The organism is Flavobacterium sp. 120 (assembly GCF_003633605.1).
Lineage (GTDB): Bacteria > Bacteroidota > Bacteroidia > Flavobacteriales > Flavobacteriaceae > Flavobacterium > Flavobacterium algoritolerans.
Window position 1 is genome coordinate 3,297,600 of sequence record NZ_RBKZ01000001.1, and the last position, 18,882, is coordinate 3,316,481.

Below are 18,882 nucleotides of genomic sequence, written 5' to 3' on the forward strand. Positions count from 1 at the left end.
ACTGACCACTATCTGATTATCATTACTTTTTTAACTTTGGTTTCCACTCCGTCTTGTGCCGAAATAAAAATCATATACACGCCCGAAGCGACTTTATATTTCCCAAAAGCGGTGGTATCCCATTCTATTGTTCCGCCTTCGGAAATGGTTTCATATACCAGATTTCCTTCGATATCTGTAATTTTAATATTGGCTTTATCCAGTAATCCGGCAATTTTAACCGTTCCTTGGTATTCCGGCCGCACTGGATTTGGATACACATACGCGTTACTTAAATCATCATTTGGCGCAGTCGCAGTTCCTTTGAAAGAAACCAAACCTTTGGCAGTAGCTATAAAAACTTCGCCCGTGGCGCTATTAATACCAATATCATTTATAACATTGCTAGGCAACGGCGAATTATTTATCGTAAAATGATATTTGGTTTCCTGACCGTTTGGCGAGACCAAAAACAAACCTGAATCGGCAGTACCAATCCATTTATTGTTTGCACCATCAACAGCAATATCAGTAATAAATTGTTCATACAAAAGCTCTTGCGCCAGATTATCCTCTAAAATAATGATGGGATTCGTGGTCATTTGGTCATCTGTTTGAAAACTGCCTACATTCGGCAAAACCCGCAATCCTTTTGTGGTTCCTATCCAAAGCTGGTTTCTATTATCCACCGCAACTACTTTTACATTTGAAACAGGCAAATTCCCGGCATCAGAACCAGTTGTTATTTTCTTGAATACATTGGTACTTTCATTAAAACCAACAACCCCATCTTCACTTGTAGAAAGCCATTTCGTTCCATTTTTATCAATGGCAATTGTACCAAAATTATTATCAATAGCCGAATCCAGGATATTTTCCATAACATAACTTTGCCATTGACCATTGGATTTAAACACTTTCAGTCCATTTTTTATTCGGCTGGTGGTAACCCAAAGATTTCCTGATTTATCAAATGCCGTTCCATTAACCCTTATGTCTATATAAGTAGGACCCACAAAGATCAAAGACTCTAAGCCACTATTGGTTTGATTGTATAAAATTGTAGGAATGTCATTTTCAATTTTTAGTAAACCCGAAAAAAAAGAACTCGCATATACTTCGTTTTCATTGCTTGGATTTACCGTAATTCTGGTCATCGATTGTGCTCCTAAAACTTCTTCATACGGAATATTCAGCCATCCTGTTTCACTAAATTTACTGATACCATAATTGTCTAAAGGATATGGATTATAATCTGCTGAATAATCCCCATAAACTGTCCAAAGTACACTTGTCGTGGCTTGAAGCGCAAATATATTGTTACGCGAAGGACCAATAGGCGTTATGTTTTCGAAAGTTACTGTCGAAGAAAGCGAAGCAGTAATCAATCCATTTTCTTTTGTTCCAATAAAAATTGCATCCCCTATTATTGTGGCACACGTAAAACTTGGGTTACTGTCCGGGATTTGATTTGTATTTATTTGGCGCACCAATACCATCTGATTGTTGTAAATATAAATACTGCTTGAAGTCGTTACAATTACATAATCTGCTGTTGCTCTCATATCCAATGAAGGCTGAGAAAGCTGGATAAATCCTGTAAAGGAATTAGACCCAGAATTAAATTTATGAATGTATCCCGCAGCATTAATGGCATACAAATCTGTACCAAAAGTCACTACACTTGACCAGTTTCCCGTAGCAATTGTTCCCCATTGATTGTAATCGATTAGGTTTTTATTAGAAATATCTGCTCTTCTTATCCCGTTATTTGTAGCGGCATAAATAAATCCGTTAAAAAGTGCTGTTTGGTTCACTCTGATTTCGGCTCCATTGTCGCCAATAAAATAAGTGTCTCCAAATTGCATGGTAGCCAGATTAAATTGAACAATCGCAAAATCACAGGAGACATAGGCAATACCTTCAAACTCCATGAAGTGATTGACTTTTTTTATATTAGGAGGAAGTTGTTTATTAATAATATCGACTACATTCAGGATGCTTCCATCGGCTTCGTTAATCACGATTATCAGTCCGTTTTCGTATCCTACAATTGTTTTATTGAATGTTGCACTGTAGTATAGCGCCGAAATTGTTTGTCCGGAAAGCCCGTCAATAGTATTCGTTGTTTTAATTACGTTTGTCGCTAAATTTTTTGAAAACAGAGCATTTTCGGAAGCAGCAAAAACAGCCGTTCCAGATTCTGATACATCTTTAATTTCATTGTAAGAGAAATAACCTTGCCACGACAAGTTGCTTTGGGCAAAACCCATTTGGATAAAAAGTAAAAGCAAAAAATATAAAACGCTCTTTTTCATTATTTGCATTAATATTGGTTTACAAATATAGAACAAACGAAAGTCTTAGCATTTTGTTACGCAAAAAAAAGCCTTTCATCCAATCCCGAGCTTCGGAATGGTGAAAGGCTTTTAAGTAAGAGATTTTTGAGTGATGATTAACGATTTTTGATTTCAGATTTATTTTAAAATTAACGAGCCATTTTATTATAAAAATTAAATTTTTAAATAATTCCATCTTTTTGCAAATCTGAAATCAAAAATCGTTAATCAAAAATCTTAAATATAAAGTATCAAAATTCCTTAATCAAAACAATATTACACCACTCCTTGAGCAAGCATAGCATCAGCTACTTTTACAAATCCGGCAATGTTTGCACCTTTTACATAGTTCACATAACCTTCTTCGTCAGTACCGTATCTTTTACATTGATTGTGTATTCCAACCATGATTTCTTTTAATCTGGAATCCACTTCTTCACTGGTCCAGTTTAAACGAATAGAGTTTTGTGTCATTTCTAATCCTGAAGCTGCTACACCTCCAGCATTTGCTGCTTTACCTGGAGCAAAAAGTACTTTCGCTTTCAAGAACAATTTGATCGCTTCTAAAGTACATGGCATATTTGCCGCCTCAGTTACACAAATAACTCCATTAGCAATTAAATGTTTGGCATCTTCCTCGTTCAACTCATTTTGAGTAGCACAAGGTATTGCAACATCAACTTTTACTTCCCATACGCTTTTTCCTTTGTGGAAAACTGCATTTGGATATTTTTCTAAATAAGCCTCGGCTCTATTATCTCCTCTTGCTCTTAATTCAAGCATAAAGTCAATTTTATCTCCTGAGATTCCTTCTTCATCATAAATATAACCATCAGGACCAGAAATAGTAACTACTTTCCCTCCAAGATCATTTACTTTCAAGGCTACACCCCAAGCAACGTTTCCAAAACCAGAAATAGATACTCTTTTTCCTTTGATGTTTTGACCAATAGTATTCAGCATTTGTTCTGCAAAATAAACTACTCCGTAACCTGTTGCTTCCGGTCTGATTAAAGAACCACCATAAGCCAATCCTTTTCCAGTTAAAACTCCGGTAAATTCATTTCTTATTCTCTTGTATTGACCAAATAAATATCCAATTTCTCTGGCTCCAACTCCAATATCTCCAGCAGGAACGTCTAATTGTGGACCGATGTGTCTGCACAATTCAGTCATGAAAGACTGGCAAAAACGCATCACTTCCCCATCAGATTTTCCTTGTGGATCAAAATCAGATCCTCCTTTTCCTCCACCCATTGGCAAAGTAGTCAAACTGTTTTTGAATACTTGTTCAAAGGCTAAAAATTTAAGTACTGATAAGTTTACAGTATGATGAAAACGAATTCCACCTTTGTAAGGTCCAATTGCTGAATTCATCTGAATTCTGAAACCTCTATTTACCTGAATTTCCCCTTTATCATCTACCCAAGGAACACGAAAAATAATAGAACGCTCCGGCTCGGCTATTCTAAGAAGCAAATTTTTTCCGTCGTATTTTTTTTGCTCTGCAATAAATGGAATTACAGTCTCTGCAAATTCCCTAACAGCTTGAATAAATTCAGGTTCATTTGGATTCTTGGCCTCAACTTGAGCCATAAAATCATTTATTTTTAGTAACATAGATTATAAATAATTAATTAAGAAAACGATTTCGTTATAATTTACAAAGATACATTTTATAAAAATATTCGGACTCTGTTTTTTCTAATTTCTAAATAGAATTATCTTTTTATTAAGCATTTTTAGACAATAGTGTTTATGATATCCTCATTTAAACCAAATGGCTACCACTTTCGTAAGTAAATAAGAATTTGTCTGATTATTTTTAATTTTCATTTTATTTTTATATGTGTATGATGTTTTTATATATTTGTCAAGATTAGAAAAACAACCCTAATGGTCAAACAAACAATCCTCTTTTTATTAATCTGTTTTGGATTTTCACCTGATTCTAATGCGCAATTCGGTGGTTTTTCGCATGAAATAGGGGTAATAGCGGGACCTGTTGCTTTTCAATCTGATTATGGGGAACGTCATGATCTTTCTACAAACTCAGGGAATACGGGAATTGGAATCGGAATTATTCATTATCTCAACTTTTCGTACAAAGCAGAATGTAACTGCTACACTCCTGAAACTTATTTTAACGACCATTTTAAATTAAGATCGGAACTCTCTTATAATAAAACCGAATTAGAACATTTTGGACAATGGACTGAAGGCAAACCTTCGCTAGGAAAAGAGCAATTGAAAGCAATGACAGGAAGTACAGCCGTAACTAATATCGGGATGCAACTTGAATTTTTCCCTTGGAGTATTCGTGATTTCACTGCAAGAACAGGAAGTCTTGGGCCCTTTGTCAGCCTTGGAGGACAGTTCAGTTATTACAATGCCGAAGCTTCATCAACACTAGGGCCATTAGGAACTCCATTGACTACCTTTCCGAAATATTTAACTCCAACGGACGGACGTCCTTATGGTTTTTCTACCGAAAGTGGAACCGTTTGGTCTGTAATAACCAGTGTGGGAACTCGCTATAAATTAAGTCCATTACGCGATTTAATGGTTGATTTAAGATTTCAATACTTTTTCTCCAATTGGGTAGATGGTTTAAATCCTAATCCGGAACTTTACAAAGAAAACAAAGCAAACGATTGGTTGGTTTGGTTCAATGTGGGTTATATTTATTACTTGCAATAGCATTTAAACAACCGTTATGAAAATAAAAAACCCCCAATTCTAATCCCGACACTTCGGGATAGAATTGGGGATTTTATTTTTATATTAATTTATGCTAATGCTTGTTTCAAATCTTCAATCAAATCATCAGCATCTTCTATACCTACGCTTAATCGAACCAAATCGTCAGTGATTCCAACTTCTTTTCGTTTGTCTTCCGGAATAGATGCATGTGTCATCAAAGCCGGATGATTCGCTAATGACTCCACTCCGCCTAAAGATTCAGCCAAAGTGAAAACTTTTAGTTTTTCCAGAAAATCAATTGCATCTTCTTTTTTGCCCGAAACAAAAGTAAAGGAAACCATTCCTCCAAAACCGCTCATTTGCTTTTTGGCAATTTCATGATAAGGATGGCTTGGTAATCCCGGATAATATACTGTTTTAACTTTTGGGTGGTTATTCAAAAACTCCACCACTTTTCCTCCATTTTCACAATGTCTTTCCACGCGAAGATGCAAGGTTTTAATCCCTCTTAACACCAAGAAACTGTCCATTGGTCCCAATGTTGCTCCTGTCGCAAATTGTTGAAAATGCAATTGTTCTCCCAGCGCTTCGTCTTTTACAATCAAAGCACCGGCAATAACATCAGAATGGCCTCCCAAATATTTCGTCGCCGAATGCATCACGATATCAGCTCCTAAGTCTAATGGTTTTTGTAAATAAGGCGTTGCAAAAGTATTATCAACTGCAAAAAGGATTTTATTTTCCTTTGTAATTTTGGCAATTTCTTGAATATCTGCCAATTTCATCAAAGGATTCGTTGGTGTTTCTACCCAAACCAGTTTCGTGTTTTCATTAATTAATGACTTGAATTTCTCGATGTCATTCATATCCACAAAATGGAATTTTATACCTGAATTTTTATAAATACGGGTAAACATTCGATACGTTCCACCATACAAATCATCCATAGCAATGATTTCATCACCCGCTTTAAAAGAACGCAAAACACAATCTGTAGCTGCTAATCCTGATGAAAAAGCCAATCCTCGCGTTCCATTTTCAATACTTGCTAATGCATTTTCAAGTGCGCTTCTGGTAGGATTTGCGGCTCTACTGTACTCATAATCTGGATTTATAGGTTGTCCCGGGCTGGTTTGTACAAATGTTGACGTTTGATATACTGGTGGCATAACTGCTCCCGTACTTGGATCATGATGCTGACCTCCGTGAATAACCTTCGTATTGAATTTCATATCTTTTTAATTTTAAATGCTAAATAACTTCACAAATTTACCCTTTAATTTATTTTAACCAAGCCACAAGTTGATACCTTTGTATATAATTAACAATTTTGAGATGAAACACTTTATAATTTTTGCGGCATTCCTTTTTTTACTAACGGGTTGTTCGAACGAATTGGCTTTTAAAGACCAATCTTTTCAGAAAAAAACAACGTTACCCTGCAAAGAAAATTGTCCTGAAATAACCGTAAAAATTCCTGTTGCAAAAAACGATCCTATTGTAGCGGACAGCATCAATAAAAAAGTGTTTTCAGTATTGAAAGAGATTATTTATTTTGGCGAAAAACCATATACATCAACAGATTATAATGGATTATTAACCTCTTTTATTGATTCCTACGAGAAACTCCAAAAAGAATTTCCGAATGACACCTTTGGCTGGGAAGCGAAAATCAAAGGAAGCATAAAATACCAGTCCGAAAGTGTTTTGAATATAGAAATCAACCATTACACCTATACCGGTGGCGCTCACGGATACCAAGGATTGCGTTCACTACTTTTTGACCCAACTACCGGAAAATCTATTCCGAATGCCGAATTGTTCAATGATAAAGAGGCTTTCAAGGCTTTCGCCGAAAAAAAATTCAGAGCCAAATATAAAATCCCTGCAAACAAATCGGTCAATGCAACCGGATTAATGTTTGAAGACGAAAAATTCAGTCTCCCCCAAAATATTTTCTATACCGATAAAGGATTACTGCTTTATTACAATTCCTATGAAGCCGCATCGTATGCTGACGGACCTAAAGAATTGTTATTGCCTTATACTGAAGTGAACGAATATTTGGCGGTTAAATAATAGATGGTCTTTAAAAAATGAAACGTTATTTAAAGACCAAATAATTTTTTAACGAATCGATAGCCCCGATGGAAGCGGATATCCTTTTACTTTTTTCTTTAAAAAGGAAAAGATATGAGCAAATAGCGGGATTAAGCTCCTAAATATTTATAGGCATTAACCTAAATAAATTTTCGGATATTCATCATAATCCCAATGTGAAGCCCTTCATGAAAATTACTGAAAGCCATTGCATCCTCGGCGGTTCTTAAAACGTGATCGCCAGTTGAAGTGGTATATTCCATATAATTTTTGAAAATTTTATTGTCATAATCTACTTTGGTCTGGCTGATTGTTTCAAACAACAACGATTTTATTTCGTCCACTTCGGCTTGTGTGGCAATGTGTTCCGGCTTGGTTCCCTTTTTGTATTTCTCTACCAATTCATCAGAAACCATCATGGGCAAACCAGAAAGCTTGTACACTAACATTTGTTGTGACACGATAATATGCCCGATGTTCCAAATCAAATTATTGCTAAATCCTTCCGGAATCGTGTTGAGTTGGTCAAGATTGTATCCCGATAGAAATTTTGAAACCATATTTCTGCTTGTAGTGCTAACGTCGAATAATTGATTCATTTTTTTATTTTTTTTGATAAAAATAATCATTTTCCGTATCAAATGATTTTTCTTTGCACAAAGAAATTGCTATTTACATGGACAAAATATACTATCTCGCTTCTTGCGATACCTGCAGAAAAATCATAAAATCATTACCAAAAGATCATAACTTGAAGTTTCACGACATCAAACAAGATCCAATTACAGTAGAAGAACTGGAACAAATGCGTGAACTTTCCGGAAGTTACGAAGCGCTTTTCAGCAAAAAAGCACAGTTGTATAAATCGATGGATTTAAAGAATAAATCGTTAACCGAAGACGATTACAAAAAATACATTTTAGAACATTACACGTTCTTAAGTCGTCCCGTTTTTATTATTAAAGGCAAAATTTACATTGGCAACACCCAACAAAACATGCATCAAGTAATGCTTGCTTTTGCAAATGTCTAGAAGGAATCTCGCACTTATTGCCGCTACAATTGTCTCCATAATTTACGGAGTTACGTTTACCATTGCCAAAGATGTCATGCCATTATACATTGACGCCTATGGCTTTATCTTGTTGCGCGCCGGCGGTTCGATGCTTTTATTTTGGCTGGTTTGGTTGTTTACACCGAAAGAAAAAATTGCGCTGAATGATTTCCCTCGAATTATTGCGGCTGCTTTCTTTGGCGTGGCATTTAATATGCTTACTTTTTTCAAAGGATTAAGTCTTACTTCTCCCATTAGCGCTGCGGTAATCATGGTTTCAACACCAATGATTGTTTTGACACTTTCGGCATTAATCATGAAGGAACGCATGCAAAAACGAATGGTTTTTGGGATTATCCTTGGGTTAATCGGGACTGCTTTTCTCATTCTGTATGGAAAATCCATTGGCAGCGCCACAAATGCCGGATTAGGAAATTTTCTGGTTTTGGTCAACGCCATTTCCTATGGTTTTTACCTGATTATCGTCAAGAAATTAATGGACAAATACAATGCGTTTACGTTTGTAAAATGGATTTATTTGTTTGGATTTATTATGGTTTTGCCTTTTGGCTGGAGCCAATTTCAAGCTGTTGAATGGGCTTTGGTTCCCATCGATATTTGCTGGAAAATAGGATTTGTGGTTGTTTTTTCGACTTTCCTGACGTATTTGCTGAATTTGCTTTCGATGAAAGAATTAAAACCAACCACGGTTGCCGTTTTTATTTATTTACAACCGCTATTCGCCACTATTTTTGCGATAAGCTTGGGCAAAGACGAATTGAGTTTGGTGAAAATTGGTTCGGCAGTTTTGATATTTGTCGGCGTTTATTTGGTGACACAGAAGAAGAGTGCTCAGTAATCAGCTAGTAGTGTTCAGCGCACAAATCGTAGATTATAGTATTCATTAAACTTATTATTAGGAATGCAAAAATTAAAATCTGATTACTAAACATTTACTTATACCGAGTCACTGAATACTAAAAACGGACCACTGACCACTTTTTTATTATCTTTGACCTCTTTTAGAAAATTATATGATACAATCAATGACGGGTTTTGGTAAAGCGACTTTGCAATTACCAACCAAAAAAATCACGGTAGAAGTAAAATCTTTAAACAGTAAAGGTTTAGATTTAAATGTGAGAATGCCTTCGCTGTACCGCGAAATGGAATTGGGTTTACGCAACCAAATTGCACTAAAACTGGAAAGAGGAAAAGTAGATTTTTCTATTTTTATCGAAAGTACCGCCGAACAAACTTCTACGAAAGTGAATGTGCCGATTGTAAAAGCATACATCAGCCAGTTAAGAGAAGTCTATGCCGATGCTGATGAAACTGAACTTATGAAAATGGCTGTTCGCATGCCGGACACCATGAAAATAGAACGTGATGAAATCGATGAAAACGACTGGGTACAAATCCAAACCGTTATCGAAGAAGCGTTGCAAAACATCCTGAACTTTAGAAGAGATGAAGGCGCTTCACTTGAAAAAGAATTTCAATTGCGAATTGGTAATATTCGTCAATACATGACCGAAGCTTTGGCACTTGATCCAGAACGCGTTCAAGCGATAAAAGACCGTTTGCAAACTGCAATTTCAGAACTTAAAGTGAATGTAGATGAAAATCGTTTTGAGCAGGAATTGATTTATTATTTAGAAAAATTAGACATCACCGAAGAAAAAGTACGTTTAACCAATCACTTGGATTATTTCTTGGAAACCATCAACGGAACCGAAGCTAACGGTAGAAAATTAGGTTTTATTACCCAAGAAATGGGACGCGAAATCAACACGATGGGTTCTAAATCCAATCACGCACAAATGCAAAAATTAGTCGTTCAAATGAAAGACGAATTGGAAAAAATCAAGGAACAAGTATTAAACGTATTGTAATTATCAACCTGCACTGTTTTTAACTTTGCAGGTTTATTAATTTTACAACATACCTACAAGGTTTTTGAAACCTTGCAGGAAAACATAAACAGATACTGAAATAAATTCAGCATAAAATGAGCACAGGAGGAAAATTAATCGTTTTTTCGGCACCATCAGGATCAGGGAAAACTACTATCGTTAGACATTTATTAAGCAAAGAAGATTTAAATCTTGAATTCTCAATTTCAGCAGCTTCCCGCGCACCAAGAGGCGAAGAAGTAAACGGAAAAGACTATTATTTCATGTCTACTGAAGAATTCAAAAAACACATCAAGAACGAAGACTTTTTGGAATGGGAAGAAGTGTACCGAGATAATTTCTACGGAACCCTGAAAAGTGAAGTGGAGCGTATTTGGGCCAAAGGCAAAAATGTAATTTTTGATATTGATGTGTCTGGCGGATTGCGTATCAAACATAAATTTCCTGAAGAAACTTTAGCCGTTTTCGTGAAACCACCAAGCGTGGATGAACTAAAAAGAAGATTAAAGGAACGCTCTACCGAAAGTGATGACAAAATCAATATGCGTATTGCAAAAGCTTCTGTAGAACTGGCAACAGCACCACAATTTGATGTGATTATAAAAAACTACGATTTGCCTATAGCTCTTGAAGAGGCATATCAATTGGTAAAGAATTATGTGAAAAAATAGTAATTAGTAAAAAGTTACTAGTAATTAGCTTAAAAATGGGTGAGATAAAATCATACAAAGATTTATTGATTTGGCAAAAAGAGATTAAAAAAGTCTGTTTAGTTTATCAATTCGTAAAATCATTTCCTCAAGAAGAATTATATGCTCTGTCAAGTCAGTTAAAAAGAGCTTCAGTATCTATTCCTTCGAATATTGCTGAAGGCTATGGAAGAAATACGGATAAATCATTCAGTCATTTTTTAGATATTTCAAGAGGCTCATTATTCGAAATTGAAACTCAGTTATTAATTGCTAATGAACTTGGCTTTATAACAAGCAAGACTTTGTATACAGAAATTTTAAGTCAAATTGAGGAAGAATCCAAAATGATTAATGCTTTCTCTAAAACCCTCAAAAACTAATTACTTTTTACTAATCACTAGTCACTAAGTCAATGAAAATAGGTCTGTATTTCGGAACGTTTAATCCCATTCATGTTGGGCATCTCATTATTGCCAATCACATGGCGGAGCATGCCGATTTAGACCAAGTATGGATGGTCGTTACGCCTCACAATCCTTTGAAGAAAAAAAGCACCTTGCTCGATGATTACCATCGCTTGCAAATGGTGCATCTTGCTTCAGAAGATTTTCCTAAAATCAAACCTTCGGATATTGAGTTTAAATTGTCGCAACCCAATTACACCGTGAATACTTTAGTTCACTTACAGGAAAAATATCCCAATTACGATTTCTCTTTAATCATGGGCGAAGACAATCTCAGGTCGTTGCACAAATGGAAAAACTACGAAGCTATTCTGGCGCATCATGAAATTTATGTCTATCCACGACTCGAGACCAAAGGCCGAACAGGTGAAGCAACTGCTTTGGAAACAGAAAATACAACTTTCAATAATCACCCAAAAATCCATATGATTGACGCTCCAGTTGTAGAAATATCGTCGACATTTATTCGGGACAATATAAAAAAAGGAAAAAATGTGCAGCCGTTATTGCCAGCAAAAGTTTGGGAATACATTGATCACAATAACTTTTACAAGAAGTAAATGACACTGTACTTTAGAATTTTTCATCCTATAAAAAAGAAAGGTTGGAATCTGACTTTTTCAGAAAAGCTTTCAAATTACTCCTTAGCTATAGCTTTCTGTCTTGGAACAGCACTTTACTTTATCGAAGACAAATGGAATATAAAGATACCTTACTATTTTAGCTGGATTTTATTAACTGCTTTTTTTGGCCATATTATAAGTTTTATAATTCGATTAAAAGAACATGAAAACGTAAATGGTTTTTTTGAAGGAAACATACGATTTGAGAGCGAATATATAGAAACCGATAATACACGTTTTTTTTATAAAGACATTTCTAATTTAAAAGTTTCTGTTGGCGATTATTATGGAAAGCCCACAGGAAATTATAAATATGGACCAAGTTATACAAATGGACTCTCCAATTTTATTTCTTTTACTCTTGATAATGAGTACAAGGAATTTTATTTTGAAATAAATACTGAATATTATGTTGAATATTTTTACGATAATTTAGTTAACATCATCTGTATGGAAAAAATAAAATACAATAGAAATTATTTAGATTTTATACCAAGTAGTCATAGAGATAACACTCAATTTCGAAACTTCATAACAAAGTTATTACAAGAAAAAAAGATTGGTTGCACTGAAGGATTACTCATCATGGGATATTCTTCAGATGAAGAAGCCAAAGAAATGAGAGCAAAATATTGTTCTTAATTACCCCAAAATTCTTTTCAATTCTACTTCAATATTTTCAAAAATAATATTCAAATTATCGTTTTTACCGGATAATAAAAACACTTCGGTACTTGGCATTTGCTTGCTGTTCCACAACAATTGAATTTTATTTTCTACTATTAAACTTTTTACATTGCAATCCCAAACGACAGCGATTCCGGTGTTTTTCGAAATTATTTCGAGCATTTCATATTCAGATGGAATGATATAATTCGGAATCATCGAAGGTCGTTTTTTATTAAAAACATGCAGCCAGAACAATTTAATATGCGGAATTTGCGCATTGTGGCTGAACCATTTTTGGTCGTTCAACCAATGCTCAATTGCTGGGAAATCTTTTATTTTGATATTGGATTTTAATTCAGAAGCACCAATATTGTTTGAACCAACAATCACTTGTTTAATTTCTCCTACCTTTTTCTGAATGGTGTCAAACGTATCATATTGCTTGGTGACAATTGCAAAATCTAATTTTTTAGAATCCACCAATTCAAAAAGTGTGTCATTTTCATGAAAACTAAAATCGATAAATTCAAATTTTGAAACTAGGGCACTTCCCAAACTGCTCATCAAATGTTTGGAGATTCCAATTGAAATTAATCGATTGGCATTGAACGCCTTGGCACGAAAACCATTCTCCACATTTTCCAATCGGTCTAAAGCCTCAATGATTAAATTATTGAGTAACTTAGCGTATTCCGTTGGCTCCACGCCTTTTGACTTTCGATTGAAAAGCTTATACCCTACATGCGCTTCCAACATGGATATTTGCTGACTAACAGCAGGTTGACTGATAAATAATTCTTTGGCAGCCAAAGAAAAGTTACCATTTTTATAAACGGATTTAAACGTTCGGTACCATTCGAGATTGACCATGATATAAATATATTTATCACAAACATAATTTAAATTATTTTTACTAATAGCATATTCGCCCTAAATTTGTACAAACAAAATTAGAAATGAAAAAAACAGCACTATTTGCCATTATAGCATTAACCGCAAGTTGCATTACTGCAACTGCACAAAATAAAAAAAATATGAAAAAGGTATTATTTGTTGTTACCAGTCACGATAAATTAGGTAACACGGGAGAAAAAACAGGATTTTGGACAGAAGAATTTGCTGCACCTTATTACGAATTATTAGATAAAGGAGTAACTATTGATGTTGCTACTCCGCTAGGTGGACAACCGCCGATTGATCCAAAAAGTGAAGATCCATCAGCTGCAACGGAGGATACTAAAAGATTTGATGCCGATACTGAGTTATTGGCAAAACTGAAAAACACAAAAAAATTAGTGGATGTAAAAGAGTCTGACTATGATGCGGTTTTTTATCCTGGAGGTCACGGTCCGTTATGGGATTTGACCACTGATGAAACTTCAATTGCTTTAATCGAAGCATTTTATACAAACAAAAAACCCGTTGCTTTTGTTTGTCATGCGCCTGCCGTTCTTAAAAGTGTGAAAGCAAATGGAGAATTTCTAGTGAAAGGTAAAAAAGTAACCGGTTTTTCTAACACCGAAGAAGCTGCTGTAGGTTTAACTGATGTCGTTCCATTTTTATTGGAAGATGCTTTACAGGCTAATGGCGCAACCTATTCAAAAGGTGCAGACTGGCAGCCGTACGCAGTGGAGGATGGTTTATTGATTACAGGTCAAAACCCGGCTTCGTCCAAATTAGTTGCCGAAAAATTATTAAACCAATTGAATTCAAAAAAATAAAAACATGTTAAATTTCGAATTATACAATCCTACCAATTTAGTTTTTGGAAAAGGACAAATTGAGAAACTTTCCACACTAGTTCCACAAGGAGCAAAAATTCTTCTCGCGTATGGTGGGGGAAGTATTTTTAAAAATGGAATTCACGAACAAGTAATCAATAATTTAAAAGGTTTTGAAATCGTGGAATTTAGTGGAATTGAACCAAATCCACATTTTGAAACATTGATGAAAGCAGTTGCGATTATCAAAGAACAAAAAATAGATTTTATCCTTGCCGTAGGTGGTGGTTCCGTAATTGATGGGGTAAAATTCATTTCGGCTGCCGTACATTTTGACGGAAACCCAATTGACATTCTTCAAAAAAGAGTATTGACCAAAGATGTCTCTAAAATTATTCCTTTTGGAACTGTTCTGACATTACCGGCAACTGGGAGTGAAATGAATTCCGGTGGAGTTGTTACTATTGAATCTACGCAAGAAAAATTATCATTTGGCGGTAGCGCTTTGTTTCCAAAATTTTCTATTTGTGATCCAACCGTAATTGAATCTTTGCCAAAAAGACAATTGCAAAACGGAGTTGTTGATGCCTACACCCACGTTTTAGAACAATATTTAACGTATCCGCACGAAGGATATCTTCAAGATAGAATTGCCGAAAGTATTCTACAAACCTTGATTCAAGTAGGTCCTGATGTTGTTGAAAAACCTACTGATTATGCTTTGGCGTCTAACTTTATGTGGAGTTGCACCATGGCTTTGAATGGATTAATCCAAAAAGGAGTTCCTTCTGATTGGGCAACGCACATGATTGGTCATGAATTAACTGCTTTATACGGAATTGATCATGCCAGAACTTTAGCAGTTGTGGGTCCAAATTTATACCGAGTGATGTTTGAAACTAAAAAGGGAAAATTGGCACAATACGGAAAACGTATTTTCAATTTAACTGGAACTGAGGACGAAATTGCAAATGAAGCTATCAACAAAACGGTAGAATTTTTCCATACGATGGGGATGGAAACCAAATTATCCGATTACACTAAAGAGTTTGACAAAACGGCTGATTTCATTGTAAATCGTTTTGAAGAAAGAGGTTGGTTAGGATTGGGAGAAAAACAAAATATTACTTTAGAAAAGGTGAAATCTATTGTTGAAATGAGTTATTAATTCAAATCACCAGATAACTGATAGAGTCAGTATAAAATAAAAGGCGTTCTCATTTTATTGGGAACGCCTTTTAAAATTCTAAATTATAACTAACTAACTCAATTCGCATTATTTTGTTAAATTATTAAACAATAAGTAACAAGAACGAAATAGCGATACTTATATTGTGTTAAAAAACAAAAAAAATTAAAATTATTTTTTGCTTGTTAGAATTGTAATATTTCCAACACGTTTAAAAATCAACCTTCTTGTTCTAATTTTATTTGTATAATCAGTACTTTTTTAAGTACTTTTGATTAAATTCAATAAAAAAATGGCTGAAAATATAAAATTCGCAGTAATAGGTGGTGGAAGTTGGGCGACAGCGATAGCAAAAATGTTATGTGTAAATCTTACCGAAATTTCATGGTATATGCGCAATGAAGCTGCTATAGAACACATTAAAGCATACAAACACAATCCAAACTATTTGAGTTCTGTAGAATTCGACATCAATAAACTGAAACTGACCAGCGATATCAATGAAGCTGTAGCGTATGCAGACTACATCATTTTTGCAATTCCATCTGCTTTTTTGGATGGTGAGTTAGAAAAATTAACGGTTTCATTAAAAGATAAAATCATTTTTTCAGCGATTAAAGGAATTGTTCCGGAAACGAGTTTAATTGTAGGAGAACATTTCCATGTAAAATATGATATTCCTTATTACAACATCGGTGTAATCACTGGTCCTTGTCACGCAGAAGAAGTAGCTATGGAGCGTCTTTCTTACCTTACCATTGCGTGTGGCGATCCCGATAAAGCAAAAACTGTAGCTAAAAATTTATCCGGAAATTACATCAAGACTAAAATTACAGATGATATTATAGGAACGGAATATGCAGCCATGCTTAAAAACATTTACGCTATTGCAGCGGGAATTGCCCATGGTTTAGGTTATGGTGATAATTTCCAGTCGGTATTGATGAGTAATGGGATTCGAGAAATGAAAAAATTCATCAAGAAAGTTCATAGAATGAAACGCAACATCAATGATTCTGCTTATTTAGGCGATTTATTGGTTACGGGTTATTCTATATTCTCCAGAAATAGAATGTTTGGAAATATGATTGGTAAAGGCTACACCGTTAAATCAGCAATGATGGAAATGAGTATGGTTGCCGAAGGATATTATGCTGCAAAAAGCGCGTATAAACTCAACCAGGCTTATGGTGCCAAAACGCCAATTATAGATGCCGTTTACAGTATTTTATACGAAGGACAGGATGCCAAGTCCGTGTTTAAGAAACTTACTGATAAACTAGATTAATTCAGCTACAGATTTAATAACCAAACACAATCACTTCATGAGCGAAAGATGGAAATACCAGATTAAAACTGGTGGGATTTGGGGTCTATTTATGACGGTTTTCAATGTATTATTCGACATTAAAGAAATTCCTTTTTCAGAACAGGTTGCTACACCTAATTTTTATATTCGCGCAGCTGCTTATATCCTTGTAGGGATATTTGTTTTAGGGTATTTTACCTGGAAATCCAAAGTTAAACAACAAGCCGCTAAATAATTTTATGAATGAAAGATGGAAATTCCAACTTAAAAATGGGCTGATTTGGGGATTTATGGTTTCTTTTATCATGGCCGCATTTGACCTATCCGAACTGTCTTTCAAAGATGCTTTTTTGTCCAAAGAAAATCTATTCCGAACACTTTATTTTGTTTTGGCGGGAATATTTATTGTTGGATATTCGAATTGGAAGAAAAAAATAAAAAGAGAAAATAGTGTTGAATTATCTCACGATAACCCCGTCAACAAATAGAATAGGCACTTCTTCAACGAAATCCTCATGGATGGAATGTGCCTTGAAAATGAACTTTTTATCGTATAATTTGTCTCCAATAAAAAACGTTAGCATGAACTCATTGTTAAGTGCTAAAACACTTTTTTCAATCATTTCAATTTTCACCACTGAAACCGCTGGCACTTCTACAAAAGCATGGCGCAAAAGCGATGTTTTCTTCATTTCGCCGTCAATAGTTCCAAAAGCTTTGGAAACCACCATAACACTTTCGATTAAGTAATCGCTATCATTTACTAAATAAGCATACCACACTTTTTCCATGAAATCGTCACTCCATTCTTGAACTACAGCAAGAAATACGTTTTCTACTTCGGGGATGATGATGTCGGCTTTCATTTATTTGATTATTGATTGATGATTAACGATTTTTGATTGCAGATTTAAACTTCTAAAATGCTTCGCCAGTTCGCTCTCGCTTGGGTCAAAAATCGCTAATCTTAATTTTTTATATGCTTGATTTGAATTGCTCTAAGAAACGAACGTCATTTTCGTAGAACATACGGATATCGCCGATTTGATACAACAACATGGCAATTCTTTCGATTCCCATCCCGAATGCAAAACCGTTGTATTCGTCAGGATTGATGCCACAGTTTTTCAAAACATTAGGATCTACCATTCCGCAACCCATGATTTCTAACCAACCAGTTCCTTTGGTGATTCTATAATCGGTTTCTGTTTTCAGACCCCAATAAATATCAACCTCAGCACTTGGCTCAGTAAATGGAAAATAGGACGGACGCAAACGGATTTTTGATTTTCCGAACATCTCTTTGGTGAAATATAAAAGCGTTTGTTTTAAGTCGGCAAAAGAAACGTCTTTGTCAATATACAAACCTTCCACTTGGTGAAAAATACAGTGTGAACGTGACGAAACAGCCTCGTTACGGAATACTCTTCCCGGAGAAATGGTACGAATAGGTGGTTTGTTGTTTTCCATGTAACGCACTTGCACTGATGATGTGTGCGTACGCAACAAAATATCAGGATTTGTTTGAATGAAAAACGTGTCTTGCATGTCACGTGCCGGATGGTATTCCGGTAAGTTTAATGCGGTGAAATTATGCCAGTCATCTTCGATTTCCGGACCTTCAGAAACGTTGAAACCAATGTTTGAAAAGATGTCAATAATTTGATTTTTTACCAATGAAATAGGGTGACGAGAGCCAATAGTTATTGGTTCAGCCGAACGCGTCAAATCACCATAAAAACCTTTAATTTCTTCTTTACTTTCTAAAGCTTCCTGTATGGTTTTTACTTTGTCTTCGGCAGAAGTTTTAAGCAAATTGATTACTTGTCCAAATTCCTTTTTTTGGTCGTTAGGAACGTTTTTAAATTCAGCGAAAAGGTCTTTTAAAAGTCCTTTGCTTCCCAGAAATTTAATTCGGAATGTTTCTAATTCTGCTGCATTTTGCGTTGAGAAAGCTTGTGCTTCACCAATATATTCTTTTATCTTATCTATCATTTTCATCCAATAATTGAGAGTGCAAATTTAGGAAATTTGTTCCAAGTATACTCTTTAAAGTTTAAAGTTTCCATTCTAAATTGTTAGATTCCTTTTTACCGCTGTTATGCTTCTTTTTAAATCCTAAAA

At 35.0% G+C, this 18,882-nt stretch carries 21 protein-coding genes; 14 read left to right on the forward strand and 7 right to left on the reverse strand.

Annotation, left to right across the window (positions count from 1 at the left end; genetic code table 11):
* Positions 1–8: 8 nt before the first annotated feature.
* Positions 9–2,297, reverse strand: a complete 2,289-nt coding sequence (locus tag C8C87_RS14140) for a T9SS type A sorting domain-containing protein (protein ID WP_121343024.1) — start codon at positions 2,295–2,297, stop codon at positions 9–11.
* Positions 2,298–2,594: 297 nt separating this feature from the next.
* A complete protein-coding gene (gene gdhA, locus C8C87_RS14145; protein WP_099714104.1) occupies positions 2,595–3,938 on the reverse strand; it encodes an NADP-specific glutamate dehydrogenase in 1,344 nt (447 codons plus the stop codon).
* A gap of 276 nt (positions 3,939–4,214) precedes the next feature.
* Here gdhA and C8C87_RS14150 point away from each other — a divergent pair, with 276 nt between their 5' ends.
* Positions 4,215–5,018: a glutamate dehydrogenase gene (locus tag C8C87_RS14150; RefSeq protein WP_099714103.1), complete on the forward strand. Its 804-nt coding sequence runs from the start codon at positions 4,215–4,217 to the stop codon at positions 5,016–5,018.
* Between the two features lie 89 nt (positions 5,019–5,107).
* Here the strand turns inward: C8C87_RS14150 and C8C87_RS14155 are convergent, their stop codons facing one another.
* Positions 5,108–6,253, reverse strand: coding sequence for a cystathionine gamma-synthase (locus C8C87_RS14155; RefSeq protein WP_121343025.1), 1,146 nt, complete (start codon positions 6,251–6,253; stop codon positions 5,108–5,110).
* 103 nt (positions 6,254–6,356) lie between these two features.
* On the opposite strand from C8C87_RS14155, the gene C8C87_RS14160 reads away from it, so the two are divergent.
* Complete coding sequence (locus C8C87_RS14160; RefSeq protein ID WP_121343026.1) at positions 6,357–7,100, forward strand: DUF3298 and DUF4163 domain-containing protein; 744 nt, start codon at positions 6,357–6,359, stop codon at positions 7,098–7,100.
* Positions 7,101–7,261: 161 nt separating this feature from the next.
* Here C8C87_RS14160 and C8C87_RS14165 read toward each other — a convergent pair whose 3' ends face one another.
* Positions 7,262–7,720, reverse strand: coding sequence for a DinB family protein (locus tag C8C87_RS14165; protein ID WP_199716386.1), 459 nt, complete (start codon positions 7,718–7,720; stop codon positions 7,262–7,264).
* A 77-nt stretch (positions 7,721–7,797) separates the two neighbouring features.
* Here C8C87_RS14165 and C8C87_RS14170 point away from each other — a divergent pair, with 77 nt between their 5' ends.
* The 7 genes from C8C87_RS14170 to C8C87_RS14200 all read left to right on the forward strand — a co-directional run bounded on the left by C8C87_RS14170 (position 7,798) and on the right by C8C87_RS14200 (position 12,512).
* Positions 7,798–8,154 carry an arsenate reductase family protein gene (locus C8C87_RS14170; protein WP_099714098.1) on the forward strand — a complete coding sequence of 119 codons (357 nt, stop codon included), beginning with the start codon at positions 7,798–7,800 and terminating at the stop codon, positions 8,152–8,154.
* Entirely contained in the window at positions 8,147–9,034 is an 888-nt protein-coding gene (locus C8C87_RS14175; RefSeq protein WP_121343028.1) for a DMT family transporter, read from the forward strand. The genes C8C87_RS14170 and C8C87_RS14175 overlap by 8 nt, the downstream gene beginning before the upstream one ends.
* Before the next feature lie 175 nt (positions 9,035–9,209).
* Positions 9,210–10,070 carry a YicC/YloC family endoribonuclease gene (locus C8C87_RS14180; RefSeq protein WP_121343029.1) on the forward strand — a complete coding sequence of 287 codons (861 nt, stop codon included), beginning with the start codon at positions 9,210–9,212 and terminating at the stop codon, positions 10,068–10,070.
* Positions 10,071–10,186: 116 nt separating this feature from the next.
* Positions 10,187–10,762, forward strand: a complete 576-nt coding sequence (gene gmk, locus C8C87_RS14185; RefSeq protein WP_121343030.1) for a guanylate kinase — start codon at positions 10,187–10,189, stop codon at positions 10,760–10,762.
* Between the two features lie 35 nt (positions 10,763–10,797).
* The gene (locus C8C87_RS14190; protein WP_121343031.1) at positions 10,798–11,163 is read left to right on the forward strand and encodes a four helix bundle protein; all 366 of its coding nucleotides are present in this window, start codon (positions 10,798–10,800) and stop codon (positions 11,161–11,163) included.
* A 32-nt stretch (positions 11,164–11,195) separates the two neighbouring features.
* Positions 11,196–11,807 carry a nicotinate (nicotinamide) nucleotide adenylyltransferase gene (nadD, locus tag C8C87_RS14195; RefSeq protein WP_121343032.1) on the forward strand — a complete coding sequence of 204 codons (612 nt, stop codon included), beginning with the start codon at positions 11,196–11,198 and terminating at the stop codon, positions 11,805–11,807.
* A complete protein-coding gene (locus C8C87_RS14200) occupies positions 11,808–12,512 on the forward strand; it encodes a hypothetical protein (protein ID WP_121343033.1) in 705 nt (234 codons plus the stop codon).
* Here the strand turns inward: C8C87_RS14200 and C8C87_RS14205 are convergent, their stop codons facing one another.
* Complete coding sequence (locus C8C87_RS14205; protein ID WP_121343034.1) at positions 12,513–13,409, reverse strand: LysR family transcriptional regulator; 897 nt, start codon at positions 13,407–13,409, stop codon at positions 12,513–12,515. It abuts the gene before it with no gap.
* 86 nt (positions 13,410–13,495) lie between these two features.
* On the opposite strand from C8C87_RS14205, the gene C8C87_RS14210 reads away from it, so the two are divergent.
* The 5 genes from C8C87_RS14210 (at position 13,496) to C8C87_RS14230 (ending at position 17,246) form a co-directional block, all read left to right on the forward strand.
* Positions 13,496–14,260 carry a type 1 glutamine amidotransferase domain-containing protein gene (locus C8C87_RS14210; protein ID WP_199716387.1) on the forward strand — a complete coding sequence of 255 codons (765 nt, stop codon included), beginning with the start codon at positions 13,496–13,498 and terminating at the stop codon, positions 14,258–14,260.
* 4 nt (positions 14,261–14,264) lie between these two features.
* A complete protein-coding gene (locus tag C8C87_RS14215; protein ID WP_121343035.1) occupies positions 14,265–15,428 on the forward strand; it encodes an iron-containing alcohol dehydrogenase in 1,164 nt (387 codons plus the stop codon).
* 313 nt (positions 15,429–15,741) lie between these two features.
* Positions 15,742–16,737, forward strand: a complete 996-nt coding sequence (locus tag C8C87_RS14220) for an NAD(P)H-dependent glycerol-3-phosphate dehydrogenase (RefSeq protein ID WP_099716241.1) — start codon at positions 15,742–15,744, stop codon at positions 16,735–16,737.
* A 37-nt stretch (positions 16,738–16,774) separates the two neighbouring features.
* Positions 16,775–16,993: a hypothetical protein gene (locus C8C87_RS14225; RefSeq protein WP_121343036.1), complete on the forward strand. Its 219-nt coding sequence runs from the start codon at positions 16,775–16,777 to the stop codon at positions 16,991–16,993.
* Between the two features lie 4 nt (positions 16,994–16,997).
* A complete protein-coding gene (locus C8C87_RS14230) occupies positions 16,998–17,246 on the forward strand; it encodes a hypothetical protein (RefSeq protein WP_121343037.1) in 249 nt (82 codons plus the stop codon).
* On the opposite strand, the gene C8C87_RS14235 is transcribed toward C8C87_RS14230, so the two are convergent.
* Both C8C87_RS14235 and pheS read right to left on the reverse strand, forming a co-directional pair.
* Positions 17,217–17,624, reverse strand: coding sequence for a hypothetical protein (locus C8C87_RS14235; RefSeq protein ID WP_099714088.1), 408 nt, complete (start codon positions 17,622–17,624; stop codon positions 17,217–17,219). The genes C8C87_RS14230 and C8C87_RS14235 overlap by 30 nt on opposite strands.
* A 109-nt stretch (positions 17,625–17,733) precedes the next feature.
* Positions 17,734–18,753 carry a phenylalanine--tRNA ligase subunit alpha gene (gene pheS / locus C8C87_RS14240; RefSeq protein WP_099716240.1) on the reverse strand — a complete coding sequence of 340 codons (1,020 nt, stop codon included), beginning with the start codon at positions 18,751–18,753 and terminating at the stop codon, positions 17,734–17,736.
* Positions 18,754–18,882: the final 129 nt, after the last annotated feature.